We start from the raw sequence: 21309 nt of genomic DNA, 5'->3' as shown, positions 1-21309 counted from the left end.
TTATCTTCATCCTTATCCCTGATCACTGTTTACTGATCACTGATTACTGTTTACTGATTATTGCGCTGCTCATCTAAACGGACGCTGATGACGGTAGTGCGATCGATGGTCAGGGAGCGACCTTTTTGGTTAAGATAAATAGATTGCTCATCTCTACCTTGCAGTTTTCCGCGCCATTCTTGCGATTTTCCCTGGCTATCCTGGCCAGTAACGATGACGGGAAAACCTTTAAAAGACTGAAATTCGCGCTCGCTGCTCAGTTGTCGAGAAATGCCAGGGCTAGATATTTCTAAAACGTAGGCCCCGGGTAAGATTTCTTGACTGTCGAGGGCGGTTTCTAGGGCCCGACTCATCTGCTCACAGTCCTCTAAACCAGTATCTCCCGCAAGATTGCGAATATCGACGCGCAGGACGGGAGGCCTTTTATTGGTTTGAAAAACGATATCGACCACTTCTAGCCCCAAGTTTTCAGCGATAGGGGTGGCTAGGTGCAGCAGGTCGGGAATGAGCGGATGGGTCATGATTTGGACAATAAAAAAAGCGGGCGAAACCCACTTCCCTAAACTGTTAGTGATTGGGATAGGCAGTGGTTAGACCACCTAGCTGAATACAGTATAGCAAAAAACCGTCATCACTATTTGCCCTCAGGGTCGTGCCGGGGCAAAAACAGAACAGTGGTCACGATCGAGTCGATCTGTCACAATGAATACAGGGTAACTAGATATAGAGTCAATTATGGATCAAAAATCTCCGCTCATCGTAGTTAGAGCCAAGTCAGCTAAGAATCGTGGTAATCGGCAAGTATGGAAAGGGATTGTCAGCACTTGGATGATTCTGCAAACCTTTGGCCATGTCACTCCTGCTTGGAGTCAAAAAAACCCAAATACCCTCACCTACGGTGAATTGTTAGAGAAGATTGACCAAGGCAAGGTAAAAAAGGTGGAAATCAATCCTTCTTTGCAGCAGGCAGCAGTTACCCTCGTCGGTCAAACGGATAAGGATCCCCCGAAAGAAGTCAATTTATTTGACCAAAATCCCGAATTAATCAAGAAACTCGATGCTGAAAAAATTGAGTACGGCATTCTCCCCAGCACTGACAATTCGGCCTTGATCAATGTTCTCACTAACCTGTTAGTGATTATTCTCGTCTTGGGATTATTGGTGTTTATTATCCGTCGTTCTGCCAATGCTTCCGGTCAAGCGATGAACTTCGGTAAATCAAGGGCGCGGTTTCAGATGGAGGCGAAAACTGGCATACAATTCAATGATGTGGAGGGTGTGGATGAGGCCAAGGAAGATCTACAGGAAGTAGTAACATTCCTCAAACAACCGGAAAAATTTACGGCTATTGGCGCAAAAATCCCCAAGGGAGTCCTGTTAATTGGTCCCCCGGGGACGGGGAAAACTTTGCTGGCTAAAGCGATCGCAGGAGAGGCGGGAGTGCCTTTTTTCAGCATCTCCGGGTCGGAATTTGTCGAGATGTTTGTCGGGGTTGGTGCGTCGCGAGTGCGAGATTTGTTCCGAAAAGCCCAGGAAAATGCCCCTTGTTTGGTTTTTATCGATGAAATTGATGCCGTTGGTCGTCAAAGAGGGATCGGTTATGGGGGAGGTAATGATGAACGGGAACAAACCCTGAACCAATTATTGACGGAAATGGACGGTTTTGAGGGAAATACTGGCATTATCGTCATTGCCGCCACCAACAGGCCTGATGTTTTGGATTCGGCCTTGCTGCGTCCGGGTCGTTTTGACCGACAGGTGGTGGTGGATTATCCAGATTTTAAGGGACGTTTGGGCATTTTAGAGGTCCATTCTCGCGATAAAAAGGTGGCTGCCGATGTGGCTTTGGAGGCGATCGCCCGTCGCACCCCCGGTTTTACTGGGGCAGATTTGGCTAATATGCTCAACGAAGCAGCGATTTTTACCGCTAGAAGACGGAAAGAGGCGATTACCATGGAGGAAGTCAACGATGCGATTGATCGGATTGTGGCCGGTATGGAAGGGCGCGCTTTAGTTGATAGTAAAGCCAAGCGTTTGATCGCCTATCATGAAGTCGGCCATGCGATTGTCGGTACTCTCTGTCCCGGTCACGATCAAGTGGAAAAAGTTACCCTGATTCCCCGAGGTCAAGCGCAGGGGTTAACTTGGTTCACTCCCGATGAGGAACAGGGTTTAACCAGTCGTTCCCAGTTATTGGCCCGAATTGCGGGATTATTAGGGGGACGGGTGGCGGAGGAATGTGTCTTCGGTGAGGATGAAGTGACCACCGGTGCTGGTAATGATATTGAAAAAATTACCTATCTGGCCCGACAGATGGTAACGCGTCTGGGAATGTCGGAATTGGGATTGATTGCCCTAGAGGAGGATGGTAATTCCTATCTCGGTGGTGCTGGCGCTGGTTATCATGCCGACCATTCTTTCGCGATGATGGCGAAAATTGATGCACAAGTGCGGGAACTTGTCAAGCAATGCCACGATTTAGCAACAAAACTTATCCTTGACAATCGTGTGGCGATCGATCGCTTGGTGGATATACTGATTGAACAGGAAACCATTGACGGTGACGAATTCCGGCGTTTATTGACGGAATTTCAGCGACAAGCGGCTCGGTCAATGGTGACTACGGTTTAACTTGCCCTTCGTCTCCTCGCTTCGATTCAGTGGTTAGGAGACGATTTCAGCCAAAAATCTGCTAATCGGTCGGACAAAGCCAGAATTAACGACTAACATTGTGAGCGGGGATTTTACTCATGGAATGGCCGTTATGATTGCCTTTGGTGGAGGCAATAATATTAGCTTCTAAAGCTGAATTGATCTCGGCCAACATTTCTAAATTGAAACGATAGCCGACGTTGCGGACGGTTTGAATTAAATTAGGTTGCCTGGGATCGGTTTCGATTTTTTTCCGCAGAGAGAGAACATGAGTATCTATTGTCCGGGGATTATCGATTTCCTCGGGCCAAGCGCGACGCAGTAAATCGGCTCTTGATAGGGGTGTTCCCTCCGCTTGGGCTAAAACGTAGAGTAGGCTAAATTCTTGGGGGGTTAATTCGATATATTCCCCGCGAAATTGTACCCGTCGTTGGGCTAAATCTATTTTTAATTCTCCATAATCCAAGTGTAGAGGAGCAGCCCTACTGCCTAAACGACGGGTTAACACTTCTACCCTAGCCATAAATTCTTGCATTCCAAAGGGCTTTCTCAGGTAGTCGTCGGCCCCTGCTTTTAAACCATTGACCACATCTTTTTCGCTATTGCGGGCCGAGAGAATCAGTATTAAAGACTGTTTTTGTTGATAAAGCCAACGGCACAGTTCGATTCCATCCCCATCTGGCAAGTCGGAATCGATAATTGCTAAGGTTGGTTGACGATGAAGGAAAGTTTGACGCGCACTTTGCAGGGTTGCCGATTGATTGACCAAATAACCAGCCTGTTGCAGATGCCAAGCTAATAGCGATCGCAAGTGCGGGTTGCCCTCAACAATAGAAATAAGGATCGATACCACCTGAGTTTCCGCCCCATTACTGCACAGATTGACACATTGTCAGGGTATCAGAATTAATGTCAAGATGTTGTAACAATCGTAACATTCGTTAGCTGTCAGACTTCGGCACAAGCTCAGTAGTTCGACAAGCTCACTAACACGAACGCTTTTTTCTCCCTGCTCCCTTCTCCCCATCTGCCCACTTCATAATTCATGATTCATAATTTGTAATTCATAATTTATCCCACTTTCCGCACTTCTTAACATTCAATTGATAATTTTTACTAATATATTGCTGACAATCCCTTGCCCGTAGGGACTATAGCTACAATGACGGATTTTTATCAAGGTGAATAATTGATTTTTTCTGAGAGAAAAAATCAATTATTGAAAATGTTCTCAATAGTGGTTTCTACAATCAAGGTTTTTCGTCAAAATATCTTGGGTAATGTAAAAATATATAAAAGTATAGGAAGATGTGCGGAATGTCCATTATAACTTATGATTCATAATTTTATCACCCCACTACCCACTTCCTAATTCAGAATTTGTAATTCATACGTCCCCGAAAATATCTTGACTATCGAACCCCATTCAAGGTATTCTCTGGAATAGGATCAGAGTGTGGTGGAATCCAGATTTAAATTGCGCTAACCTTTTGGATGCTTACCCAAAAGCTGGCCAATATTGCCTTTGTGATCAGATATTCTTGATTGTTTTCTCAGCCATCTAACCACTAAAAAACGACCGGAACACCATGATAGATAACTTTGCCGCCAACGACATCTATAACTATATAGATGGTCTAGATTCCTCAGGTTTTGAGAAATTTTTAGCGGGGAATAACTCATCAATTTTTCCCACCATAGCCACTAATCGAGCCACGTCTCTTTTCAAAGAAGAAGTAGCGAGCCTTGATCTTACTACCTTAGATAACGCTGGCAATACCTTAACAACGGCCCGTGATATCACCATTGGAGCGACTCCCACCACCTACAGCGATTTCGTTGGTTCTACAGACACCAATGATTACTATCGTTTTAGTTTAGGAGACACCAGCAACTTTAGCCTGAATTTAACGGGATTAAGTGCCGATGCTGATGTGTCCTTGTTAAATAGTAATGGCCGTGTGATTACTAAATCGACTAATAACAATAACAGCAGTGAGAGTATTACTCGTCAACTCAATGCGGGTACTTACTATGTCCGGGTTTATCCTTACAGAGGCAGCACTAACTATAACTTAAGTTTAGCTGCCGCTCCTCTAGCGATTCCTGACAACGCCGGCAATACCTTAGCAACGGCCCGTGATATCACCATTGGAGCAACTCCCACCAGCTACAGTGATTTTGTTGGTTCTACAGACACCAATGATTACTATCGTTTTAGTTTAGGAACCACTAGCGACTTTAGCCTGAATTTAACGGGATTAAGTGACGATGCCGATGTGTCCTTATTAGATAGTAATGGCAGTGTGATTACTAGCTCAACTAATAGCAGTAACAGCAGTGAGAGTATTACTCGTCAACTCAGTGCGGGTACTTACTTTGTCCAGGTATATCCCTACAGTGGCAGCACTAACTATAACTTAGCCCTGTCGGCGACCACAGCCACAGTTGCACCCGGATATAGTGCCATTTCAGGATACGGTTTAGTTAATGCCGCAGCAGCCGTCGCCGGAGCCTTGAATGAAAGTCCTTTTGCCGATGTTCCCACTTTTGGTGGTGCTAATGACTGGGGGGTTAACTTAGTTAATGCTCCGGAAGCTTGGGCAAGAGGTTATACAGGACAAGGAGTAGTCGTTGCTGTACTAGATACAGGAGTTGACCGCAATCATGCCGACTTAGCGGGCAATATTTGGACGAATGCGGGCGAAATTGCCAATGATGGTCTTGATAACGATGGCAACGGTTACGTTGATGACGTTTATGGCTGGAACTTTGCCAATGGCAATAATAACACTTTAGATGGCAACAGCCATGGTACTCATGTGGCGGGAACTATTGCTGCCGGTAATAATGGTTTCGGGGCCACTGGTGTGGCCTACAATTCCAGAATTATGCCAGTGAAAGTTTTGGACGATTCTGGTAGTGGCAGCTATAGTGGCGTTGCCCAAGGAATTCGCTACGCCGTGGACAACGGTGCCGATGTGATTAATATGAGTTTGGGTGGTGGTAGCACTGACAGTGCAGTTCAATCGGCCCTCCAGTATGCCAGCAGTAGCGGTGTTATCGTAGTTATGGCCGCCGGTAATGAGGGGGCAGCTCAACCCGGTTATCCCGCTTCCAGTGCCACCTCTTGGGGTCTTGCCGTAGGTGCCGTTGATAGTTCTAACCAGATGGCTTCCTTCTCCAATCGTGCTGGCTCCAATTCTTCGATGCGGTATGTCACCGCTCCAGGCGTACAAGTGTATTCTACTCTCCCTAATGGTGGCTATGGTTTCTTGAGTGGAACCTCCATGGCAGCACCCCATGTGGCTGGAGTGGTAGCCTTAATGTTGAGTGCCAATCCGAATCTGACCGATGCTCAAGTACGTCAAATTATTACGGACACAGCTGGTAATGTCGCCTAAAACTTAGCTGTTTTTCGGACTCAGATATCTTATCTTCAGGCATCAGCTTTTCGCTGATGCCTGATTTCCATTTTCCGTCAACGAGTTCACAGAACCGATGATAGGATCATCGGTTCTGTGATTTATTTAGGGTTGGCTGAATAAATGTGAAATGTAGGCAGGATAGGGGTTTTGTGGCTTTTCTGGCGAAACAGGTGCAAGATTTTGAGAGAATCTTGGTTCAAAATCTTGCATCTTCATCGGCTCACGTCCTGTAGGGGCGAAGCATTCGGGCATAACCTATCGGTGAAACCGTAGATTTTCTATCCGAATGCTTCGCCCCTACTTTTTGCCGCCAACCCTATTTAGGGTTGGCTGAATAAAAGTAGAATTCAGTGCGGTTAACGGTTTTAAGCCCTTTTTTCCCAAACAAGTGCAAGGTTATAACTACCGCAAGTCTGAAAACCCTTGCACTTTTTAGGTTACACTTTATCTTGACGAGAAATGCCGTCATAGTATCGTTGGCATTAAAATTAAATGGAATTAAGCGCTCGCGTCCTCGTGGTGGATGATGTGCCAGAAAATCTCTCACTCATCGATGCCATTTTACAAAGTCAGGGATTTGAGATCATTAAAGCCAATAATGGGGTGTTAGCTCTGGAAAAAATCAGAATTTCCCCTCCTCACCTGATTTTACTCGATGTGATGATGCCGGAGATCGATGGGTACCAACTCACCCAAAAAATCCGTCAAGATAGCAACTTACCTTATATCCCGATCCTGTTAATTTCAACCGACGATCAAGCTAGTGTGATCAAGGGTTTAGCGCTAGGAGTCGATGATTTTATCCGTAAACCCCTCCATATCGGTGAATTAATCGCCAGAGTGCGATCGCTGCTCCAGTTAAAACATAGTATCGATGAACGGGAACAGATGGTTCGCATTCGTGAGGATTTTGTCTCCCGTCTCACCCACGATTTAAGAACACCGCTAGTGGCGGCCGAAAGAATGTTTAGCTTAATGCAGCAGGGTGTCTTAGGAGAATTATCGGAAAACTTGCTAGAAGTTATCGATGCCATGACCCGCAATAATCGCAATTTATTGCAGATGGTTAATAATTTACTGGAAGTTTATCTCTACGAAGCCGATCGCAAAACCCTTGATTACACAGAAGTGGATTTACCGGCAATTATTCTGGAAGTGATTCGGGAATTGCAACCCCTAGCGGACGAGAAACATTTACCCCTTGATTTTCTCTGGGCTGCCAAGGCAAAATATACTCTCATGGGAGATAAATTAGAATTGCGACGCATGGCCACGAATCTGATCACTAATGCGATTAAATTTACCGATAGTGGCTCAGTCAATGTTAGTTTGAGTATAGATGATCGGGAATTAAAACAGTTAATTTTTACCGTTACTGATACGGGAATCGGTATTACTGAAGAAGAAAAAATTTGCCTATTTGATATCTTTCCGACTAACCACCAACGTTGCGTTAGCAGCGGTTTAGGATTATATCTTTCCCGTCAAATTATTGAAAAACATCGAGGAAAAATTACTGTCGATTCTCAGCTAGATCAAGGCACAACTTTTACCGTTTATTTGCCTCTTAATCTAGAATATAACTCGGAAAGCCGATGCTATCCTCCCGGGTCAAGCCTCTTTTCTCGCAACTGAAGTTAACCCCGACAGTAACCTTGTTTGAGAACACTTGTCGGCAATTCTTGTCTATGGTTAATTAAGAAAAATAAACTGTAGCAAAATATACGGTTTTGACCTGTTCTAATGGGGATAGATAGAGGAAAAAAAATCATGTCGAAATCACTCTTTACCGATGCCAGCAGTCGCCTAGAACGGGCCCTTAAGTATGTCTCCATTTCCGATGATGCGATCGAGCGGTTAAAATATCCCAAAGCTAGTCTCAGCGTCTCCATACCCGTCCGTATGGACAACGGCACTTTAAGAATCTTCCAAGGCTACCGCGTCCGCTACGATGACACCCGTGGCCCTGGCAAGGGAGGTGTGCGCTATCATCCCAACGTCAACATCGATGAGGTGCAGTCCCTAGCCTTTTGGATGACCTTTAAATGCGCCCTGCTGGATTTGCCCTTTGGTGGGGCTAAGGGCGGCATTACCCTCAATCCGAAAGAATTGTCAAAAGCCGAGTTAGAACGCCTTAGCCGGGGTTATATCGAGGGTATAGCCGACTTTATCGGTCCCGATGTCGATATTCTTGCCCCCGATGTCTATACCAACGAGATGATCATGGGTTGGATGATGGACCAGTACAGCATCATTCAGCGTAAAATTAGTCCGGCGGTGGTGACGGGGAAACCTTTAACCATGGGAGGCAGTCGCGGCCGCGATACGGCGACGGGAACGGGTGCTTTTCATGTCATCCATTCTCTTTTGCCGAAATTAGACAAAAAACCCGCTAATACTACCGTAGCCGTCCAAGGATTCGGTAACGCTGGGGCCGTAGTGGCGGATCTCCTCGCCAAAGCCGGTTATCAAGTGGTGGCGGTAAGTGATTCCCAGGGCGGCATTTATCGGGAAAAAGGCCTAGATATTGCCAGCATTCGTGATTATAAACAGGAACATCGCGGAATTACTGCTATTTACTGTGAGGGTACTGTGTGTAATATCGTAGAACACGAGGCGATTAGTAATGAAGAATTATTAGCCCTAGATGTAGATATTTTGATTCCAGCCGCCCTAGAAAACCAAATTACCGCCGAAAATGCCGATCGCGTGCGGGCAAAATATATCTTTGAAGTGGCCAATGGTCCGACTACCTCAGAAGCCGATCGCATTTTAGAATCAAAAGGGATTCTCGTTTTCCCCGATATTCTAGTTAACGCCGGTGGGGTAACGGTGAGTTATTTTGAATGGGTGCAAAATCGCAGCGGTCTTTATTGGCGATTAAACGAGATCAATGAGCGCTTAAAAGAAAGAATGGTGACAGAAGCGGAAAAAGTCTGGTCTTTCGCCCAGGAGTTCGATATATCTCTGCGTAACGCCGCCTACGCCCAGGCTATTACTCGTCTCGGTGAGGCCCTAGATGCCAAGGGAACCCGCGATTATTATCAAAATAAGACGGGAGCATAAAAACCACAAACATTTTAGGTAAGCTAAGACTGGCGGTTTTTATTACCCTAATTGCCAGCTTATCTCTTCACCCGCTCGTAACGGCACCAGTCCGGATTCGGGAAATGGCAATTCATCGGGAATGCGCCAAGGGGTTTTGGTTAAGGTGATTTGTTCCGTATTTCGGGGGAGTTGATAGAAATCTGGACCGTGGAAGCTGGCGAACCCTTCCAGTTGCTCAATTGCATCGACACTCTCAAAAGCTTCTGCGTACAACTCTAGGGCGTGCAGAGCCGAATAACAACCCGCGCAGCCACAGGAACTTTCCTTGCTGTAGCGAGAATGGGGCGCACTATCGGTCCCTAGAAAAAACTTGGGATTGCCCGATGTTGCCGCTTGCAAAAGTGCCAAACGATGATCCTCTCGTTTCAAAATCGGCAGGCAATAAAAATGGGGACGAATGCCCCCGGTAAAGAGAATGTTTCGGCTAAACAATAAATGTTGGGGCGTAATTGTGGCGGCGACGTTGTTGTTAGCAGATAGAACAAAGTTGACCGCATCGGCAGTGGTAATGTGTTCAAAGACGACGCGCAGTTTCGGAAATCTTGTTATCAGTGGGAGCAAGTGCTTCTCAATGAACACTTTCTCTCGATCGAACACATCAATATCACCATCGGTGACTTCTCCGTGCAGTAGTAGCGGCATATCTACCTGCTCCATCGCTGCCAAAACGCGATCGCACCGACGAAGGTCCGTCACCCCCAAGTCGGAATTAGTGGTGGCACCGGCTGGGTAGTATTTCACCGCTTTGACAAACTGGGAGGCTTTCGCCGCCATGATTTCTTCGGGACTGGTATTATCGGTGAGATATAGTGTCATCAGTGGCTCGAACTGTTGACCCTCTGGAACTGCTGCCAGAATGCGCTCGCGGTAGGAGGCGGCATCGGCCACCGAGCGCACTGGGGGCTTTAAATTTGGCATGATAATGGCACGGGCAAACTGACGCACCGTATGGGGTAGAACCGCTTTCAGTGCCGCACCGTCGCGGAGATGAAGGTGCCAGTCGTCGGGTCGAGTGATTGTGAGTCTTCGCATTTTTCCATGATACAATGGTTAGGGATCCCAGCGCCACAACTAAACACAAGAGAGAAGTCAATCTTCAGTCAGGGAATCAATTCCTTATTTCAGCAGTCAAGTCGGTTTTAACTAATAAGCTGCCGCGCATCTAAATTGGTATAGGTCGATAAGAGAAGGCTAGAACTGCGGTATTTATTTCTCTTTTTTCTCATAAATTTAATTGGCGGACAAGTGGATTTATTAAGACTAGCTATTATTAACAAAAATCTAATCTATTTTTTAGTTTTTAACTCAGATGTAGCCGATAAAAACATTCAAATAATGACAGGAGTGAGTCAAACTTTACAGTCTAATCCCAATGGTAATAATCCCGAAAAACTTCTTGTTAATAATGATAATTCGACTATCTTCCTCGATCTTTATGGTCAAGTAGTACCAGAAATAACTAAGATAGAGCAATTTCTTGAATTGCTAATAATTCCACATTAATCAATCCTATCTAAGATTGACTAACGCATCCCCTTGAATATTTTCTCGATCGAGCGGCTTTTCAGTCCCCAAAATCCTTACAATAGGAGATGAAGATAGCCTAAAAAGTTGGAGAATATGAATTATCTCATTGCCGTGTTAGCTGATCGCATACAAGCAGAAGAAGCTTCCGTTGCCCTGGAAAAGGCGGGAATTCCCCAATCTCAAGTGACCATTCTCGGTCGCGGCTATAAAAGTGCCGATGAGTTCGGTTTGATCGATCCCTTTCAACAGGCCAAAAAACGGGCCACTCTCATGGCTTTTTGGCTAATTCCCTTCGGTTTTGCCGGTGGCTACCTTTTTAACCTGATTACGGGGTTGCATACCTTTGATTGGGCCGGAGAACCGGGCAATCATATCGTCGGCGGTATTGCCGGGGCGATTGGGGGGGCGATGGGCAGTATTTTCGTCGGTGGTGGTGTGGGTTTATCGTCCGGCAGTGGTGATGCACTTCCCTATCGCAATCGTCTCGGTGCCGGAAAATATATTATTATCGTGCAGGGTTCGGAAAACCTGAAAAATCAAGCGACTCTTATCCTCCGTCAATTTAACCCCGAAAATCTGCAAGGATACGCCCTAGAACGGTGAACGGTTATCGGGAATAAGTTATGGTTCATCTGATTTTTTCCTAAGAAGTTTTGATTAATTACCAGAAAACAATGTTACCAAGAGAAGAATTACTAAAGGGTGTTGAAAACCGCGAGGACATAGCGAAAGTTATTGATAAAGCCGAACAAGCGATTAAGACTTGGGAAGTGACGGTGACAGACTTTCTTTCTCCTGCGGTTTTGGCGGAAGTAGAACGGGTTTTTCAGCGTTTAACCGATGTGTCAATGCAGAAATGGGGCGGTTATCCCCAAGCAGAAAGACAGCGCATCGGTATTGCTAGAGTTGATTTACCTTTGGCAGAAACAGATATTCCCCTATCTGCCCTTGATATTGCCGGTAATTTTCTTTTTGATACCGCTAACCACCGGGATTTTTTAGGGGCAATGTTGGGGACAGGGATCGTCCGGGAAAAAGTCGGCGATATAATCGTTTTAGGTGAGCGAGGAGCGCAGGCGATTGTAGTGCCTGAATTGGCAGATTTTTTATGTGCTAATTTACTACAAGTGCGTTCGGTTCCCGTGAAAACTAGCCCGATTCCTTTGACGGAATTAAAAGTTAGACCACCGCAAAAAAAAGAAATTAATACTGTGGAAGCTTCCTTACGTTTGGATGCGATTGCCTCGGCGGGTTTTGGCATTTCTCGCAGTAAAATGGCCGAGGCAATTAGTGCTGGGGATGTGCGAGTTAACTGGAAAGATATCAGTCAATCTAGTTATAACGTTAAAACCGGTGATTTGATTTCTTTTCGGGGAAAAGGTCGTTTAGAAGTGGGTGAGGTGACTGTGACAAAAAAAGAGCGCTATCGGGTTCATTTAACTAGATTTATTTAGTTTTTTCTGTCTCTAGAATTTGTCATTAGACAGATTAATTGCCATGGCTGATAATTTCACCTTAATCGTGCAACTGTGTCAAGTTAGTCCCATCGGTAAACTATTACCGGGGGCGCTTTATGTTCATCGAGAAGCATTACATCAACTTGATCCTATTCTCCAGAATTACGAACAACAAGCAAGAATTAATCAGCATTTATCTGAGGCAACAATAATTAAATTTAGCACCGATAAACCGAAAATATCCTATCTTTTTTATCCCGATTTTGATCGGGAACCTCACCCAGTTTTAACTAAAAGTTTAGTGGTAGATTTGGGGACATTAATCTTAAGTGAATGGAATTATCAAAATGCTGATAATCCGCCCATTTTACACCGAAAAGAAACTTTTGTTACTAGGGACTATCCTCTTTATGAACAATTCGATCATCTCACAAAAATCGAGAGTGCTTTAGGACTTTTAAATAGTTCTTATCCCATCGGTACTAAACAGGAATGGCAACGGCTTTTAAGAAAGCATCACCTTGATTTTGCAGGAGATTATTTAGTTTGTAATTTAGAGGGACAAAAGGAAAAATCGATAATAATTGATCGCCACAAAGCCGCTCTTGTTCGCAAAACCCTTTCTCGTCCGACAAGATTAGCATTAGCGGCGGGATTATTTCTTCCTGAAACCACTTTTTTTGATTACGGTTGTGGTTATGGAGGTGATATAGAACGCATAGCTGAACAGGGTTATCAAAGTGAAGGTTGGGATCCTTATTATCGTCCCGATAGTCCTTTAATTGAATCTGATATTGTTAATTTAGGCTATGTAATTAATGTTATTGAATCCGCCGAAGAACGGCAGGAAGCTTTATTAAAAGCTTGGCAATTAACCCGTCAAGTTTTAATTGTTTCGGCACAGATTTTAATTGATGATAGCGAACGGGGTTTAATGGCTTATGAAGATGGAATTATAACCCGTCGCAATACCTTTCAAAAATACTATCAACAGGAAGAGCTAAAACAGTATATTGATAGCAGTTTAGGAGTTGATTCTATTCCAATAACTTTGGGAATTTATCTAGTTTTTCGAGAGGAAGAAAAAGCCGAAACTTTTCGTTTATCGAGATGTCGTTCCCGCACTGCCACTCCTAAAATTAAAACCCATCTCAAACGCTTTGAAGATTACGAAGATTTATTAACTCCCCTGATGGAATTTTACACCCAACAAGGACGTTTACCCGTTGCAGGAGAATTATTACAAGAGGAAGAAATTAAGGCAGAATTTGGGACTTTTAGACGAGCTTTTCAAGTGATTTTACAAGTAACAGAAGGGGAAGAATGGGAGATAATTGCCGATAAAAGACGCGCAGATCTTTTACTTTATTTAGCTTTAAGTCAATTTAGCCAATGTCCGAAAGTACGGGAATTATCCCCCGCTACCCGTGCCGATTTTAAAGCTTTATTTGGCAGTTATCGCAATGCTTGCGCTTTAGCAGAAGAAGTGTTAATAAGTGCGGGAAATTTGCCAGCAATCGCTCGTACTTGTGAAAATAGTTCTCTAGGCAAACTTTCCCGTTATTCCCTAACTATTCATATTAGCATTCTGGAAAAATTACCGATGTTATTACGCTTATATGAAGGTTGTGCTAGTCAAACTATCGGACGGTTAGAAAATGCTAACGTTATTCGTTTATCCTTTCGTCAACCCAAAATTTCCTATCTCTATTACCCCAATTTTGATACAGAAATTCATCCGATTTTAGCCACTAGCATGGATGTATATTTAGGTTCGGCTGATTTTAGTTTTCGCGATTATCGGGATAGTCCTAATCCGCCAATTCTACACGAAAAAGAGCTTTTAGTAACGGCGGATTATCCTAACTATGATAAATTGGTTCGCTTAACTCAATTAGAAAAGGATTGGGGATTGTTAGAGGATAGAAAAGCGATCGAACGTTTACAGGGTTGGCAAAAATGTTTAGAGGAGAATTGTGCTACAATCAAAGGCTATCAGATACTGTGGCGAAAAGATGCTGATCCCTATAAAGTGAGGATTTTACGCGCTAAAATTAACGCCAGAAGAAATCAAAATAAGTCTTCCTGAGTAATTAAGTAAGATAGATGAGGTAATTAATTGTATGATGACTACGATTCTGTTACAAGGATTAGAAGATTTCGAGTTAAAAGCTAATGATCCTGAACAAAGAATGTTAATTTCTGGGGTTAATTGGCAACAGTACGAAACCCTCTTAAAACATTTAGAAGATAGTTCCAGTTATCGCATTACTTACTTAGATGGAATGGTAGAAATTATGGCTCCTAGTCGTCGTCACGAAGTTAGCAAAAAAAATATCGGTAGATTGGTAGAAGTTTATTTAGAATATGCTGAAATTGATTTCTGGGGATTAGGTTCCACCACTTTGCGAAAACAGGAAAAAGAAGCGGGAAAAGAACCAGATGAATGTTTTTGTTTATTTACAGAAAAAGAGTTTCCTGATTTGGCGATAGAAATAATCTTAACCAGTGGCAGCCTGAAAGTTTTAGAAGTTTATAAAAGATTGGGAACTCAAGAGGTTTGGTTTTGGCAAGATAATCAGTTAAAAATCTATTCTTTGCAAGAGAATGGCGAATATATTTTAATCCCTAAAAGTGCTTTATTACCAGATTTAAATTTAGAATTATTAGCCGAATATGTTAACCATCCTAATCCCCGTCTTGCCGTCAAAGAATTTCGCTCGCGTTTAACAGAAAATTCCCAGTTATAATAACTATTATTTTTCCATGAATTCTCAAGTAAAATTTAACCTATCTATCCTAGGGATATTTTTATTTTCTCTGGCAATAAGATTCTGGAATCTCAGTCAATTTAATACACTTGTTTTCGATGAAGTTTATTATGCTAAATACGGCAATGAATATCTAATCGGTAAAGATTTTTTCCAGTCTCATCCACCGTTAAGTCAATATTTAATTGCTATTAGTATCTGGATTGGTTCCCATTTTCCTGCCGATCCTGAAACCATTAATAATTTAACAGGTTCCCTGCGCTCAACTTTTAGTTATCGCTGGTTAAATGCTTTGACTGGTTCTTTTATTCCCCTAATTATTGGGGGAATTGCTTATCAATTAACCCAGAGAAAAACTGTATTTTTAATCACAACTTTCCTCGCTAGTTTAGACGGATTATTTCTGGTGGAATCCCGCTATGCTCTCAATAATATTTACTTAATTTTATTCGGTTTGTCTGGACAATTATTTTTTTTATTAGCACTCCAGAAAAATCAGAAACTCAATTGGCTATTATTATCAGGAGTTTCTTTCGGTTTAGCGGCAAATATTAAATGGAATGGCTTAGGATTTTTACTAGGAATATTTATTTTTATCGGTATTGCTTGGTTAATAAAATTATTGAATCAAGAGCAGTCAAAAGATAATCTTTGGACAAAGGCAACTAACCTGAGATTAGAGGACATTTTTATCGCCTTAATTGTCTTTCCCCTAGTCACCTATAGTTTGCTGTGGATACCGCATCTTCTCGTCAACCATCAATATAATTTTTGGCAAGTACATCAGGAAATTTGGTCATTTCATCAGAGAATAAAAGGTAATCAATCTGATGTTCATCCCTATTGTTCTCCCTGGTATAGTTGGTTAGTAATGGGGCGACCTGTGGCTTATTATTTTGAGAGATTAGGTGATAAAATTTATGATGTTCACGCTATGGGAAATCCGTTTTTGTGGTGGTTTTCTACGGGAGCGATTCTAGTGGTTTTTAGTCGATTATTTAACCGAAAAGAGCGAGTAATTTCCGCCTATCTTATCTGTAACTATATTGCCAATCTGCTGCCCTGGTTAAAAATTGGTCGCTGTACCTTTCTCTATCATTATATGGCTGCCTATAGCTTCACTTGGATTGCTCTAGCTTGGCTGTTAGCCGATGGTTTAGAAAGTTCCACTCCTATTTATAAAAATGTCTCGCGCTTGCTGATAATTTTGATAATTTTTGCTTTTATCCATTGGCTACCAATTTATTTAGGCATTCCCCTGTCAGTGCTGGATTATTATCTGAGAATGATTTTTCCCAATTGGATTTAGGATGAAATTAGCGGCAAAAACTGATACAATAAAATCATGAAAAAAGCGATCGCAGGAGTTATGGGTAAACAAAGAATCTTATCTGGTGTGCAACCAACCGGCAATTTACATTTAGGCAATTATCTCGGTGCGATCCGCAATTGGGTGGAGGGACAAAAAGACTACGATAATTTCTTTTGTGTGGTCGATTTACACGCGATCACCGTTCCCCATAATCCCGCCACTCTTGCGGAGGATACTTTAGCAATTGCCGCTTTATATTTAGCCTGCGGAATTGATTTAGAATATGCGACTATCTTTGTCCAATCCCACGTTAAGGCCCATACGGAATTAACTTGGTTATTGAATTGTATCACCCCTTTAAATTGGTTAACCGATATGATTCAATTTAAAGAAAAAGCGATTAAACAGGGGGAAAATGTTGGCACAGGTTTACTCGATTATCCCGTACTGATGGCTGCCGATATCCTACTCTACGATGCCGATAAAGTACCCGTGGGAGAAGATCAAAAACAACATTTAGAATTAACCCGCGATATAGCCGTTAGAATTAATCATCTTTTTGGACAACCGAAACAACCAATTTTAAAACTTCCTGATCCGATGATCCGCAAGGAAGGAGCGCGGGTGATGAGTTTAACCGATGGCCGGAATAAAATGTCTAAATCCGATCCTTCCGAGATGAGTCGGATTAATATTCTCGATAGTCCCGATGTCATTGCCAAGAAAATTAAACGCTGTAAAACCGATCTAGTTAAGGGTTTAAGTTTCGATGATCCGGAGCGTCCCGAATGCCATAATTTATTAACTCTCTATAGCATTTTATCGGCAAAAAGTAAAGAGGTGGTCGCGGGAGAATGTGCCGATTTAGGTTGGGGACAATTTAAACCGATGTTAACAGAAGTTACCATAGAATCTCTGAAACCTATTCAGGAAAAATACGCTCAAATTAGAGAGGATAAAGATTATTTAGCCACGGTTTTGCGGCAAGGTCGTCTCAAAGCAGAAGCGGTGGCCAATCAAACTCTCGATCGAGTCAAAAATGCCATGGGTTATTTACCACCATTTTAGGGATAATTTTCGGGTGCATACCCTAATTATCAATCTACTCAGTTGAGATTTTTCAAGGAAAACTCGCTGCTTTATCAGTCAATCTTTAACTCTTGGTGGGGTTTTACCCCCCCCATCCAGGGTAAGGGAAGGAGAATGATTACAAAAGTTATTAAATTAAGCACAACTCCAGTGATATTTTGCTAAAATAAGGGCATAATTAAAACTATCAAAATACTTACCTGTCCTTTGAGATTATGGTTGTAGAGTCCCAGCGGAAACAAAAAAAACTATCGTCTAGGGAAGATGAGTCTCGTCCAATTGCCAGCAAGGAACAAAACTCTTATCTAGCAGAGGGAATTGTTGATCATCAATCAACTCAGATTGCTCCTTCCTCCTTACTACAGCCATTTTCTCCAGAGTTAGAAAAAGATAGAGCCAACAAATTTAATTTTCTTAAAGAAATTCTGGTTAGTCATCTTGGTCAACCTTTTTACTCGGACAACGGCTTTATTCTTTATCAAGGAGATGCCACAGACTTTTTGTCTAAACTATCTCATAGTGACATAAAAATTGACCTCACTGTTACATCACCACCTTATAATATTGGCAAAGAATATGAACGAGTTCTTTCAATCAATGACTATGTTGATTGGTGTGCTAATTGGCTGCGGCAAATTTATCAGATTACTCAAGATAACGGTGCTTTGTGGCTAAATGTTGGTTATTTAGAAGTACCAGAAAAGGGATTATGTGTTCCGATTCCCTATCTTCTTTGGGATAAGTCTCCCTTTTATCTTTTACAAGAAATTGTCTGGAAATATGGGGCAGGTGTTTCTACAAAAAATCGTCTTAGTCCTCGCAATGAAAAATGGCTTTTTTATCTCAAAAATTGCCAAGAATATACTTTTAACTTAGATAATATTCGTGACCCTAACGTTAAGTATCCCAATCAAAAGAAAAATGGTAAATATCGTTGTAATCCCCTCGGTAAAAATCCTTCTGATGTGTGGGAAGTTCCTAAAGTCACTACAGGAGAAAAGCGCAGTTCTAAGGAAAGAACCGGACATCCCGCACAATTTCCTTTAGCAATTGTCGAGAGAATTATACAAGCTTCATCTAATCCGGTAGAAATAATTCTTGATCCCTTTGCTGGTTCTTGTTCTACAGGAATAGCGGCCTTGGGATTAGGAAGAATTTTTGTGGGTTTTGAAATTCGACCAGACTATTGCGAGATAGCTGCAGAGAGATTTAAAAGATTTAAAAAAGAAAGAAGCAATACTTATATTCAAGGCTCGTTATTCTAGATTTTTCGATACAATTGGAGCAATTTATAATTTTCTACGTCAGAGGAAAGACGCGATTGTTGACCTGTAGCTGCCTTTTGCCCAATCCAATCCCCAGAATCAATCCAACCGAAACGAATTAGTTTAATCTGAGGATTAGTAGTATTAGAAAACTTCTCAAAGTTAACTGCTAAATAGTATCCAGACTTACCTTTTTTGCTGTTATTAGAATTTTGAGCATAGCTTCTATTGCCATATATATGTCTAGGATCAGAGGAGGTTTTGACTTCAATTGAAAAAAAGTCATCAGGTATATAGACAATATCTTTATCAGATATACTGATATCTCCTCTCCAGAAATCGGGATATTTTGCTTTTAGTTCTAAAGGAATTAATTCATGAAGTAGAAAACCCATAATTTGAGGTTTAGGGAAGATATCCCTACCAATTCTAAAACCTTTTGTACCTAACTGAGAATTAAAAATTGATTGCCAAGATGTTAAAACAACATCAACAATTGCATCGGTAGATAGGGGATGTCTTTCCACAAGTCGTTGGGTGATAGATAACCAATTACTAGGAGAGACATCTGCATAGGGAGAATTCATCTATAGTTTTTTTCCGGCGTTATTAGATACAGTAACTAATATTAACGCAACCACCTCCCCCTATCCCAACACCTAATACTAAATTCTGTTTAAAAGGTATAGGAGAGTGGGGAACGCTGGATCAGGGAGCAGGGAAAAACAATCCATAACTTGGGAGTTAATCATAGTATTAAAAACGGATTTAGTATGATTAGCCTTTTTTAAGTTGTTTTCGCAGTTTCAATCCTTGAAATTGCGATCGCAAATAAAAGTAGCAGAGTCCGGCAGTTACCCCAAGACTAAGAATTGTTATCCCCGTGAGAATTTCCCACATCTCCGACTCGGTTACTAATATGTTGTACTATTGTAATAAGAGGATCTTTTTCCTGAAAAATTGTCATATTTGAGGTTTTGATTATGCCTTATACAAACGAAGAAGGTGGACGCTTAAATAATTTCGCCGCCGAACCGAAAGTTTATCAAGCGGATCCCCCGACTAAATCGCAACAACGTAATTATATTTTCTGGGGTGTTGCTGCGATCACACTTGTGGGTGGACTGTTAGCCGTCGCTTTTTACGCATCCCAAGCTGGCTAAAATTTAGTCCCTCGTAGTTGCGATTTAGCCTCTTTCACTCCTATTTAGTGCTAATATCACAACTACTCCCGATTTTAAGGCTTTTGACCCTGAATTAATGCCACTGCTGACTGAGACTTAGCCGCAGTCCCCTGTTTACCCTGAGATAACGCTAGACGAGCCGCCGCCTCTAAATCAGCGATCGCTTTTTCCCTGTTTCCCAATTTATAATGGGTTAAACCCCGATTGTGGTACGCTTCGGCAAAATTAGCATTGATTTTCAGACTCTCATCATAGTCCCTTAAAGCCATTTCCTGCTGTCCGGCTCGGTTATAGGCTAGAGCGCGATTATAGAAAATGCGATCCTGTCCTCTGGTTCCCTGTAAACTCAAAGCTTTTGTGTAATCCTCGATCGCTTCTGCGTGTCTTCCCAAGTCATCCTTAGCATTACCGCGATAAATAAAGAAATCAGCAAAATTTCCGTTTAAAGCGATCGCTTTTGTGCAATCTTCCACCGCTGCCTCGTATTTTTTCGTCAGATAATAGGCATAACAACGATTACCGAGAGCATTAACATAATTGGGGTTGATTGTCAAGGTCTGGGTATAATCTGCGATCGCTCGCTCGTACTGGCCGAGAACTAATTCCGCATAGCCGCGATTATAGTAAGCATCGGCATCCTTCGGTTCTAATTGTAGAGCTTGAGTAAAATCTGCGATCGCCCCTGAGTAATCCCCTGCGGTTAAACGATCCACCCCCCGATTATAAAATTCTACAGCCTTGACGGGGTTAGCGGTAGTTTGAGCGCTTAGGGGAGAGATAGTCAGTAAAAAAGTCGCTATAGCCATAATAATTGTCAATTTTTTCTTAATTTTCATAATCCGTTCACCTAAACAATTCAAGGTAAAATTAAACAGCCCTACTTACAGGTCAAAATATCATGATTAAATCTCTTTTGGCGACTTTCCTCCTAATTACCACCCTCCTCTTCACCGGTTGTACAACTCCCATCGCTGGACTGCAAGGATACACCAGTGGCAGCCAAGGCTATCAATTTTTATATCCTAAGGGTTGGACGCAGGTGGAGGTGAAAAAAGTTGCGGGAGTAGATGTGGTTTTTCATGATCTGATCGAAACGAGCGAAAATTTAAGCGTTATTATCAACCCCGTTCCCGACAATAAAACCTTAACAGATTTAGGGACACCCTCGGAAGTTGGCTATCGTCTCCTGAAAAATAACAGTCTTAACCCCAATCTCGATAAGGAAGTAGAATTAATTCGCTCAGAATCTCATCAAATCGACGGTCAAGATTATTATATCCTCGAATATCAAGTTAAATTAGCCAACGGCCAAGAACGTCATAATCTGGCCAGCGTCACGGTTAATAATAATAAACTCTATTCTTTTAATCTTTCCACTTCCCAAAAACGTTGGACGCAAATTCAAGAACTCTTTGAAACTATCGTTGATTCTTTCTCGGTTAGTTAGGGAAACTGGCAACAGGCAATAGTAAAATGTAGGGTGCGTTAGACGGCAAAAATCACCGCTTTGACTTAA

General features: G+C 42.4%; 19 protein-coding genes. 14 read left to right on the top strand and 5 right to left on the bottom strand.

The features are described 5' to 3' along the window. Positions 1-50 precede the first annotated feature (50 nt). A complete protein-coding gene (rimP, locus tag myaer_RS15770; protein WP_046662793.1) occupies positions 51-521 on the bottom strand; it encodes a ribosome maturation factor RimP in 471 nt (156 codons plus the stop codon). Positions 522-735: 214 nt separating this feature from the next. Between rimP and ftsH the strand changes: the two genes are divergently transcribed. Then, a complete protein-coding gene (ftsH, locus tag myaer_RS15765; RefSeq protein WP_046662792.1) occupies positions 736-2631 on the top strand; it encodes an ATP-dependent zinc metalloprotease FtsH in 1896 nt (631 codons plus the stop codon). Between the two features lie 85 nt (positions 2632-2716). Here the strand turns inward: ftsH and myaer_RS15760 are convergent, their stop codons facing one another. Beyond that, positions 2717-3505, bottom strand: a complete 789-nt coding sequence (locus tag myaer_RS15760) for a response regulator transcription factor (protein ID WP_046662791.1) — start codon at positions 3503-3505, stop codon at positions 2717-2719. A gap of 736 nt (positions 3506-4241) precedes the next feature. Here myaer_RS15760 and myaer_RS15755 point away from each other — a divergent pair. The 3 genes from myaer_RS15755 to myaer_RS15745 all read left to right on the top strand — a co-directional run bounded on the left by myaer_RS15755 (position 4242) and on the right by myaer_RS15745 (position 9146). Beyond that, positions 4242-6056, top strand: a complete 1815-nt coding sequence (locus myaer_RS15755; RefSeq protein WP_080949774.1) for a S8 family serine peptidase — start codon at positions 4242-4244, stop codon at positions 6054-6056. Between the two features lie 516 nt (positions 6057-6572). Continuing rightward, positions 6573-7715: a hybrid sensor histidine kinase/response regulator gene (locus myaer_RS15750; RefSeq protein ID WP_046662790.1), complete on the top strand. Its 1143-nt coding sequence runs from the start codon at positions 6573-6575 to the stop codon at positions 7713-7715. 135 nt (positions 7716-7850) lie between these two features. Then, on the top strand, positions 7851-9146 hold the full coding sequence (locus tag myaer_RS15745; RefSeq protein WP_201261997.1) for a Glu/Leu/Phe/Val family dehydrogenase: 1296 nt from the start codon (positions 7851-7853) through the stop codon (positions 9144-9146). A gap of 42 nt (positions 9147-9188) precedes the next feature. On the opposite strand, the gene pyrC is transcribed toward myaer_RS15745, so the two are convergent. Continuing rightward, positions 9189-10220: a dihydroorotase gene (gene pyrC, locus myaer_RS15740; RefSeq protein WP_046662788.1), complete on the bottom strand. Its 1032-nt coding sequence runs from the start codon at positions 10218-10220 to the stop codon at positions 9189-9191. A 303-nt stretch (positions 10221-10523) separates the two neighbouring features. On the opposite strand from pyrC, the gene myaer_RS21710 reads away from it, so the two are divergent. From myaer_RS21710 to myaer_RS15700, 8 genes are all read left to right on the top strand, one after another. Next, positions 10524-10691 carry a hypothetical protein gene (locus tag myaer_RS21710; RefSeq protein WP_201262024.1) on the top strand — a complete coding sequence of 56 codons (168 nt, stop codon included), beginning with the start codon at positions 10524-10526 and terminating at the stop codon, positions 10689-10691. Positions 10692-10808: 117 nt separating this feature from the next. After that, a complete protein-coding gene (locus myaer_RS15730) occupies positions 10809-11318 on the top strand; it encodes a hypothetical protein (protein ID WP_002789175.1) in 510 nt (169 codons plus the stop codon). 71 nt (positions 11319-11389) lie between these two features. After that, on the top strand, positions 11390-12169 hold the full coding sequence (locus tag myaer_RS15725; protein ID WP_046662786.1) for a photosystem II S4 domain protein: 780 nt from the start codon (positions 11390-11392) through the stop codon (positions 12167-12169). 43 nt (positions 12170-12212) lie between these two features. Then, positions 12213-14261, top strand: coding sequence for a DNA phosphorothioation-associated putative methyltransferase (locus tag myaer_RS15720; RefSeq protein WP_046662785.1), 2049 nt, complete (start codon positions 12213-12215; stop codon positions 14259-14261). Positions 14262-14295: 34 nt separating this feature from the next. Further along, positions 14296-14922 carry a Uma2 family endonuclease gene (locus myaer_RS15715; protein ID WP_046662784.1) on the top strand — a complete coding sequence of 209 codons (627 nt, stop codon included), beginning with the start codon at positions 14296-14298 and terminating at the stop codon, positions 14920-14922. Positions 14923-14938: 16 nt separating this feature from the next. Then, positions 14939-16252: a dolichyl-phosphate-mannose--protein mannosyltransferase gene (locus tag myaer_RS15710; protein WP_046662783.1), complete on the top strand. Its 1314-nt coding sequence runs from the start codon at positions 14939-14941 to the stop codon at positions 16250-16252. Positions 16253-16312: 60 nt separating this feature from the next. Next, positions 16313-17323, top strand: coding sequence for a tryptophan--tRNA ligase (trpS, locus tag myaer_RS15705; RefSeq protein WP_046663809.1), 1011 nt, complete (start codon positions 16313-16315; stop codon positions 17321-17323). Between the two features lie 236 nt (positions 17324-17559). Continuing rightward, on the top strand, positions 17560-18609 hold the full coding sequence (locus myaer_RS15700; protein ID WP_012265570.1) for a DNA-methyltransferase: 1050 nt from the start codon (positions 17560-17562) through the stop codon (positions 18607-18609). Here myaer_RS15700 and myaer_RS15695 read toward each other — a convergent pair. Continuing rightward, positions 18606-19196 carry a ScaI family restriction endonuclease gene (locus tag myaer_RS15695; protein WP_002759004.1) on the bottom strand — a complete coding sequence of 197 codons (591 nt, stop codon included), beginning with the start codon at positions 19194-19196 and terminating at the stop codon, positions 18606-18608. The genes myaer_RS15700 and myaer_RS15695 overlap by 4 nt on opposite strands. A gap of 396 nt (positions 19197-19592) precedes the next feature. Between myaer_RS15695 and psb34 the strand changes: the two genes are divergently transcribed. After that, the gene (gene psb34, locus myaer_RS15690) at positions 19593-19772 is read left to right on the top strand and encodes a photosystem II assembly protein Psb34 (RefSeq protein ID WP_002740432.1); all 180 of its coding nucleotides are present in this window, start codon (positions 19593-19595) and stop codon (positions 19770-19772) included. 74 nt (positions 19773-19846) lie between these two features. On the opposite strand, the gene myaer_RS15685 is transcribed toward psb34, so the two are convergent. Then, positions 19847-20629 (bottom strand): tetratricopeptide repeat protein, encoded by a 783-nt coding sequence (locus myaer_RS15685; RefSeq protein WP_046662782.1) that lies wholly within the window; start codon positions 20627-20629, stop codon positions 19847-19849. 62 nt (positions 20630-20691) lie between these two features. Here myaer_RS15685 and psbP point away from each other — a divergent pair, with 62 nt between their 5' ends. Continuing rightward, positions 20692-21240 carry a photosystem II reaction center PsbP gene (psbP, locus tag myaer_RS15680; RefSeq protein ID WP_046662781.1) on the top strand — a complete coding sequence of 183 codons (549 nt, stop codon included), beginning with the start codon at positions 20692-20694 and terminating at the stop codon, positions 21238-21240. The last annotated feature ends 69 nt before the right edge of the window (positions 21241-21309 follow it).

The sequence above is a fragment of the Microcystis aeruginosa NIES-2549 genome (assembly GCF_000981785.2).
In the GTDB taxonomy this organism is placed as follows: domain Bacteria; phylum Cyanobacteriota; class Cyanobacteriia; order Cyanobacteriales; family Microcystaceae; genus Microcystis; species Microcystis aeruginosa_C.
This window is presented reverse-complemented; position numbering and strand designations above follow the sequence as displayed.

Bases quoted from the DNA above. Each gene is read 5' to 3' on its own strand.
- rimP (WP_046662793.1), bottom strand. From the start codon at position 521: ATGACCCATCCGCTCATTCCCGACCTGCTGCACCTAGCCACCCCTATC.
- myaer_RS15720 (WP_046662785.1), top strand. From the start codon at position 12,213: ATGGCTGATAATTTCACCTTAATCGTGCAACTGTGTCAAGTTAGTCCC.
- myaer_RS15715 (WP_046662784.1), top strand. From the start codon at position 14,296: ATGATGACTACGATTCTGTTACAAGGATTAGAAGATTTCGAGTTAAAA.
- trpS (WP_046663809.1), top strand. From the start codon at position 16,313: ATGGGTAAACAAAGAATCTTATCTGGTGTGCAACCAACCGGCAATTTA.
- ftsH (WP_046662792.1), top strand. From the start codon at position 736: ATGGATCAAAAATCTCCGCTCATCGTAGTTAGAGCCAAGTCAGCTAAG.
- myaer_RS21710 (WP_201262024.1), top strand. From the start codon at position 10,524: ATGACAGGAGTGAGTCAAACTTTACAGTCTAATCCCAATGGTAATAAT.
- myaer_RS15685 (WP_046662782.1), bottom strand. From the start codon at position 20,629: ATGAAAATTAAGAAAAAATTGACAATTATTATGGCTATAGCGACTTTT.
- myaer_RS15725 (WP_046662786.1), top strand. From the start codon at position 11,390: ATGTTACCAAGAGAAGAATTACTAAAGGGTGTTGAAAACCGCGAGGAC.
- myaer_RS15745 (WP_201261997.1), top strand. From the start codon at position 7,851: ATGTCGAAATCACTCTTTACCGATGCCAGCAGTCGCCTAGAACGGGCC.
- pyrC (WP_046662788.1), bottom strand. From the start codon at position 10,220: ATGCGAAGACTCACAATCACTCGACCCGACGACTGGCACCTTCATCTC.
- psb34 (WP_002740432.1), top strand. From the start codon at position 19,593: ATGCCTTATACAAACGAAGAAGGTGGACGCTTAAATAATTTCGCCGCC.
- myaer_RS15695 (WP_002759004.1), bottom strand. From the start codon at position 19,196: ATGAATTCTCCCTATGCAGATGTCTCTCCTAGTAATTGGTTATCTATC.
- myaer_RS15755 (WP_080949774.1), top strand. From the start codon at position 4,242: ATGATAGATAACTTTGCCGCCAACGACATCTATAACTATATAGATGGT.
- myaer_RS15750 (WP_046662790.1), top strand. From the start codon at position 6,573: ATGGAATTAAGCGCTCGCGTCCTCGTGGTGGATGATGTGCCAGAAAAT.
- myaer_RS15700 (WP_012265570.1), top strand. From the start codon at position 17,560: ATGGTTGTAGAGTCCCAGCGGAAACAAAAAAAACTATCGTCTAGGGAA.
- myaer_RS15730 (WP_002789175.1), top strand. From the start codon at position 10,809: ATGAATTATCTCATTGCCGTGTTAGCTGATCGCATACAAGCAGAAGAA.
- psbP (WP_046662781.1), top strand. From the start codon at position 20,692: ATGATTAAATCTCTTTTGGCGACTTTCCTCCTAATTACCACCCTCCTC.
- myaer_RS15710 (WP_046662783.1), top strand. From the start codon at position 14,939: ATGAATTCTCAAGTAAAATTTAACCTATCTATCCTAGGGATATTTTTA.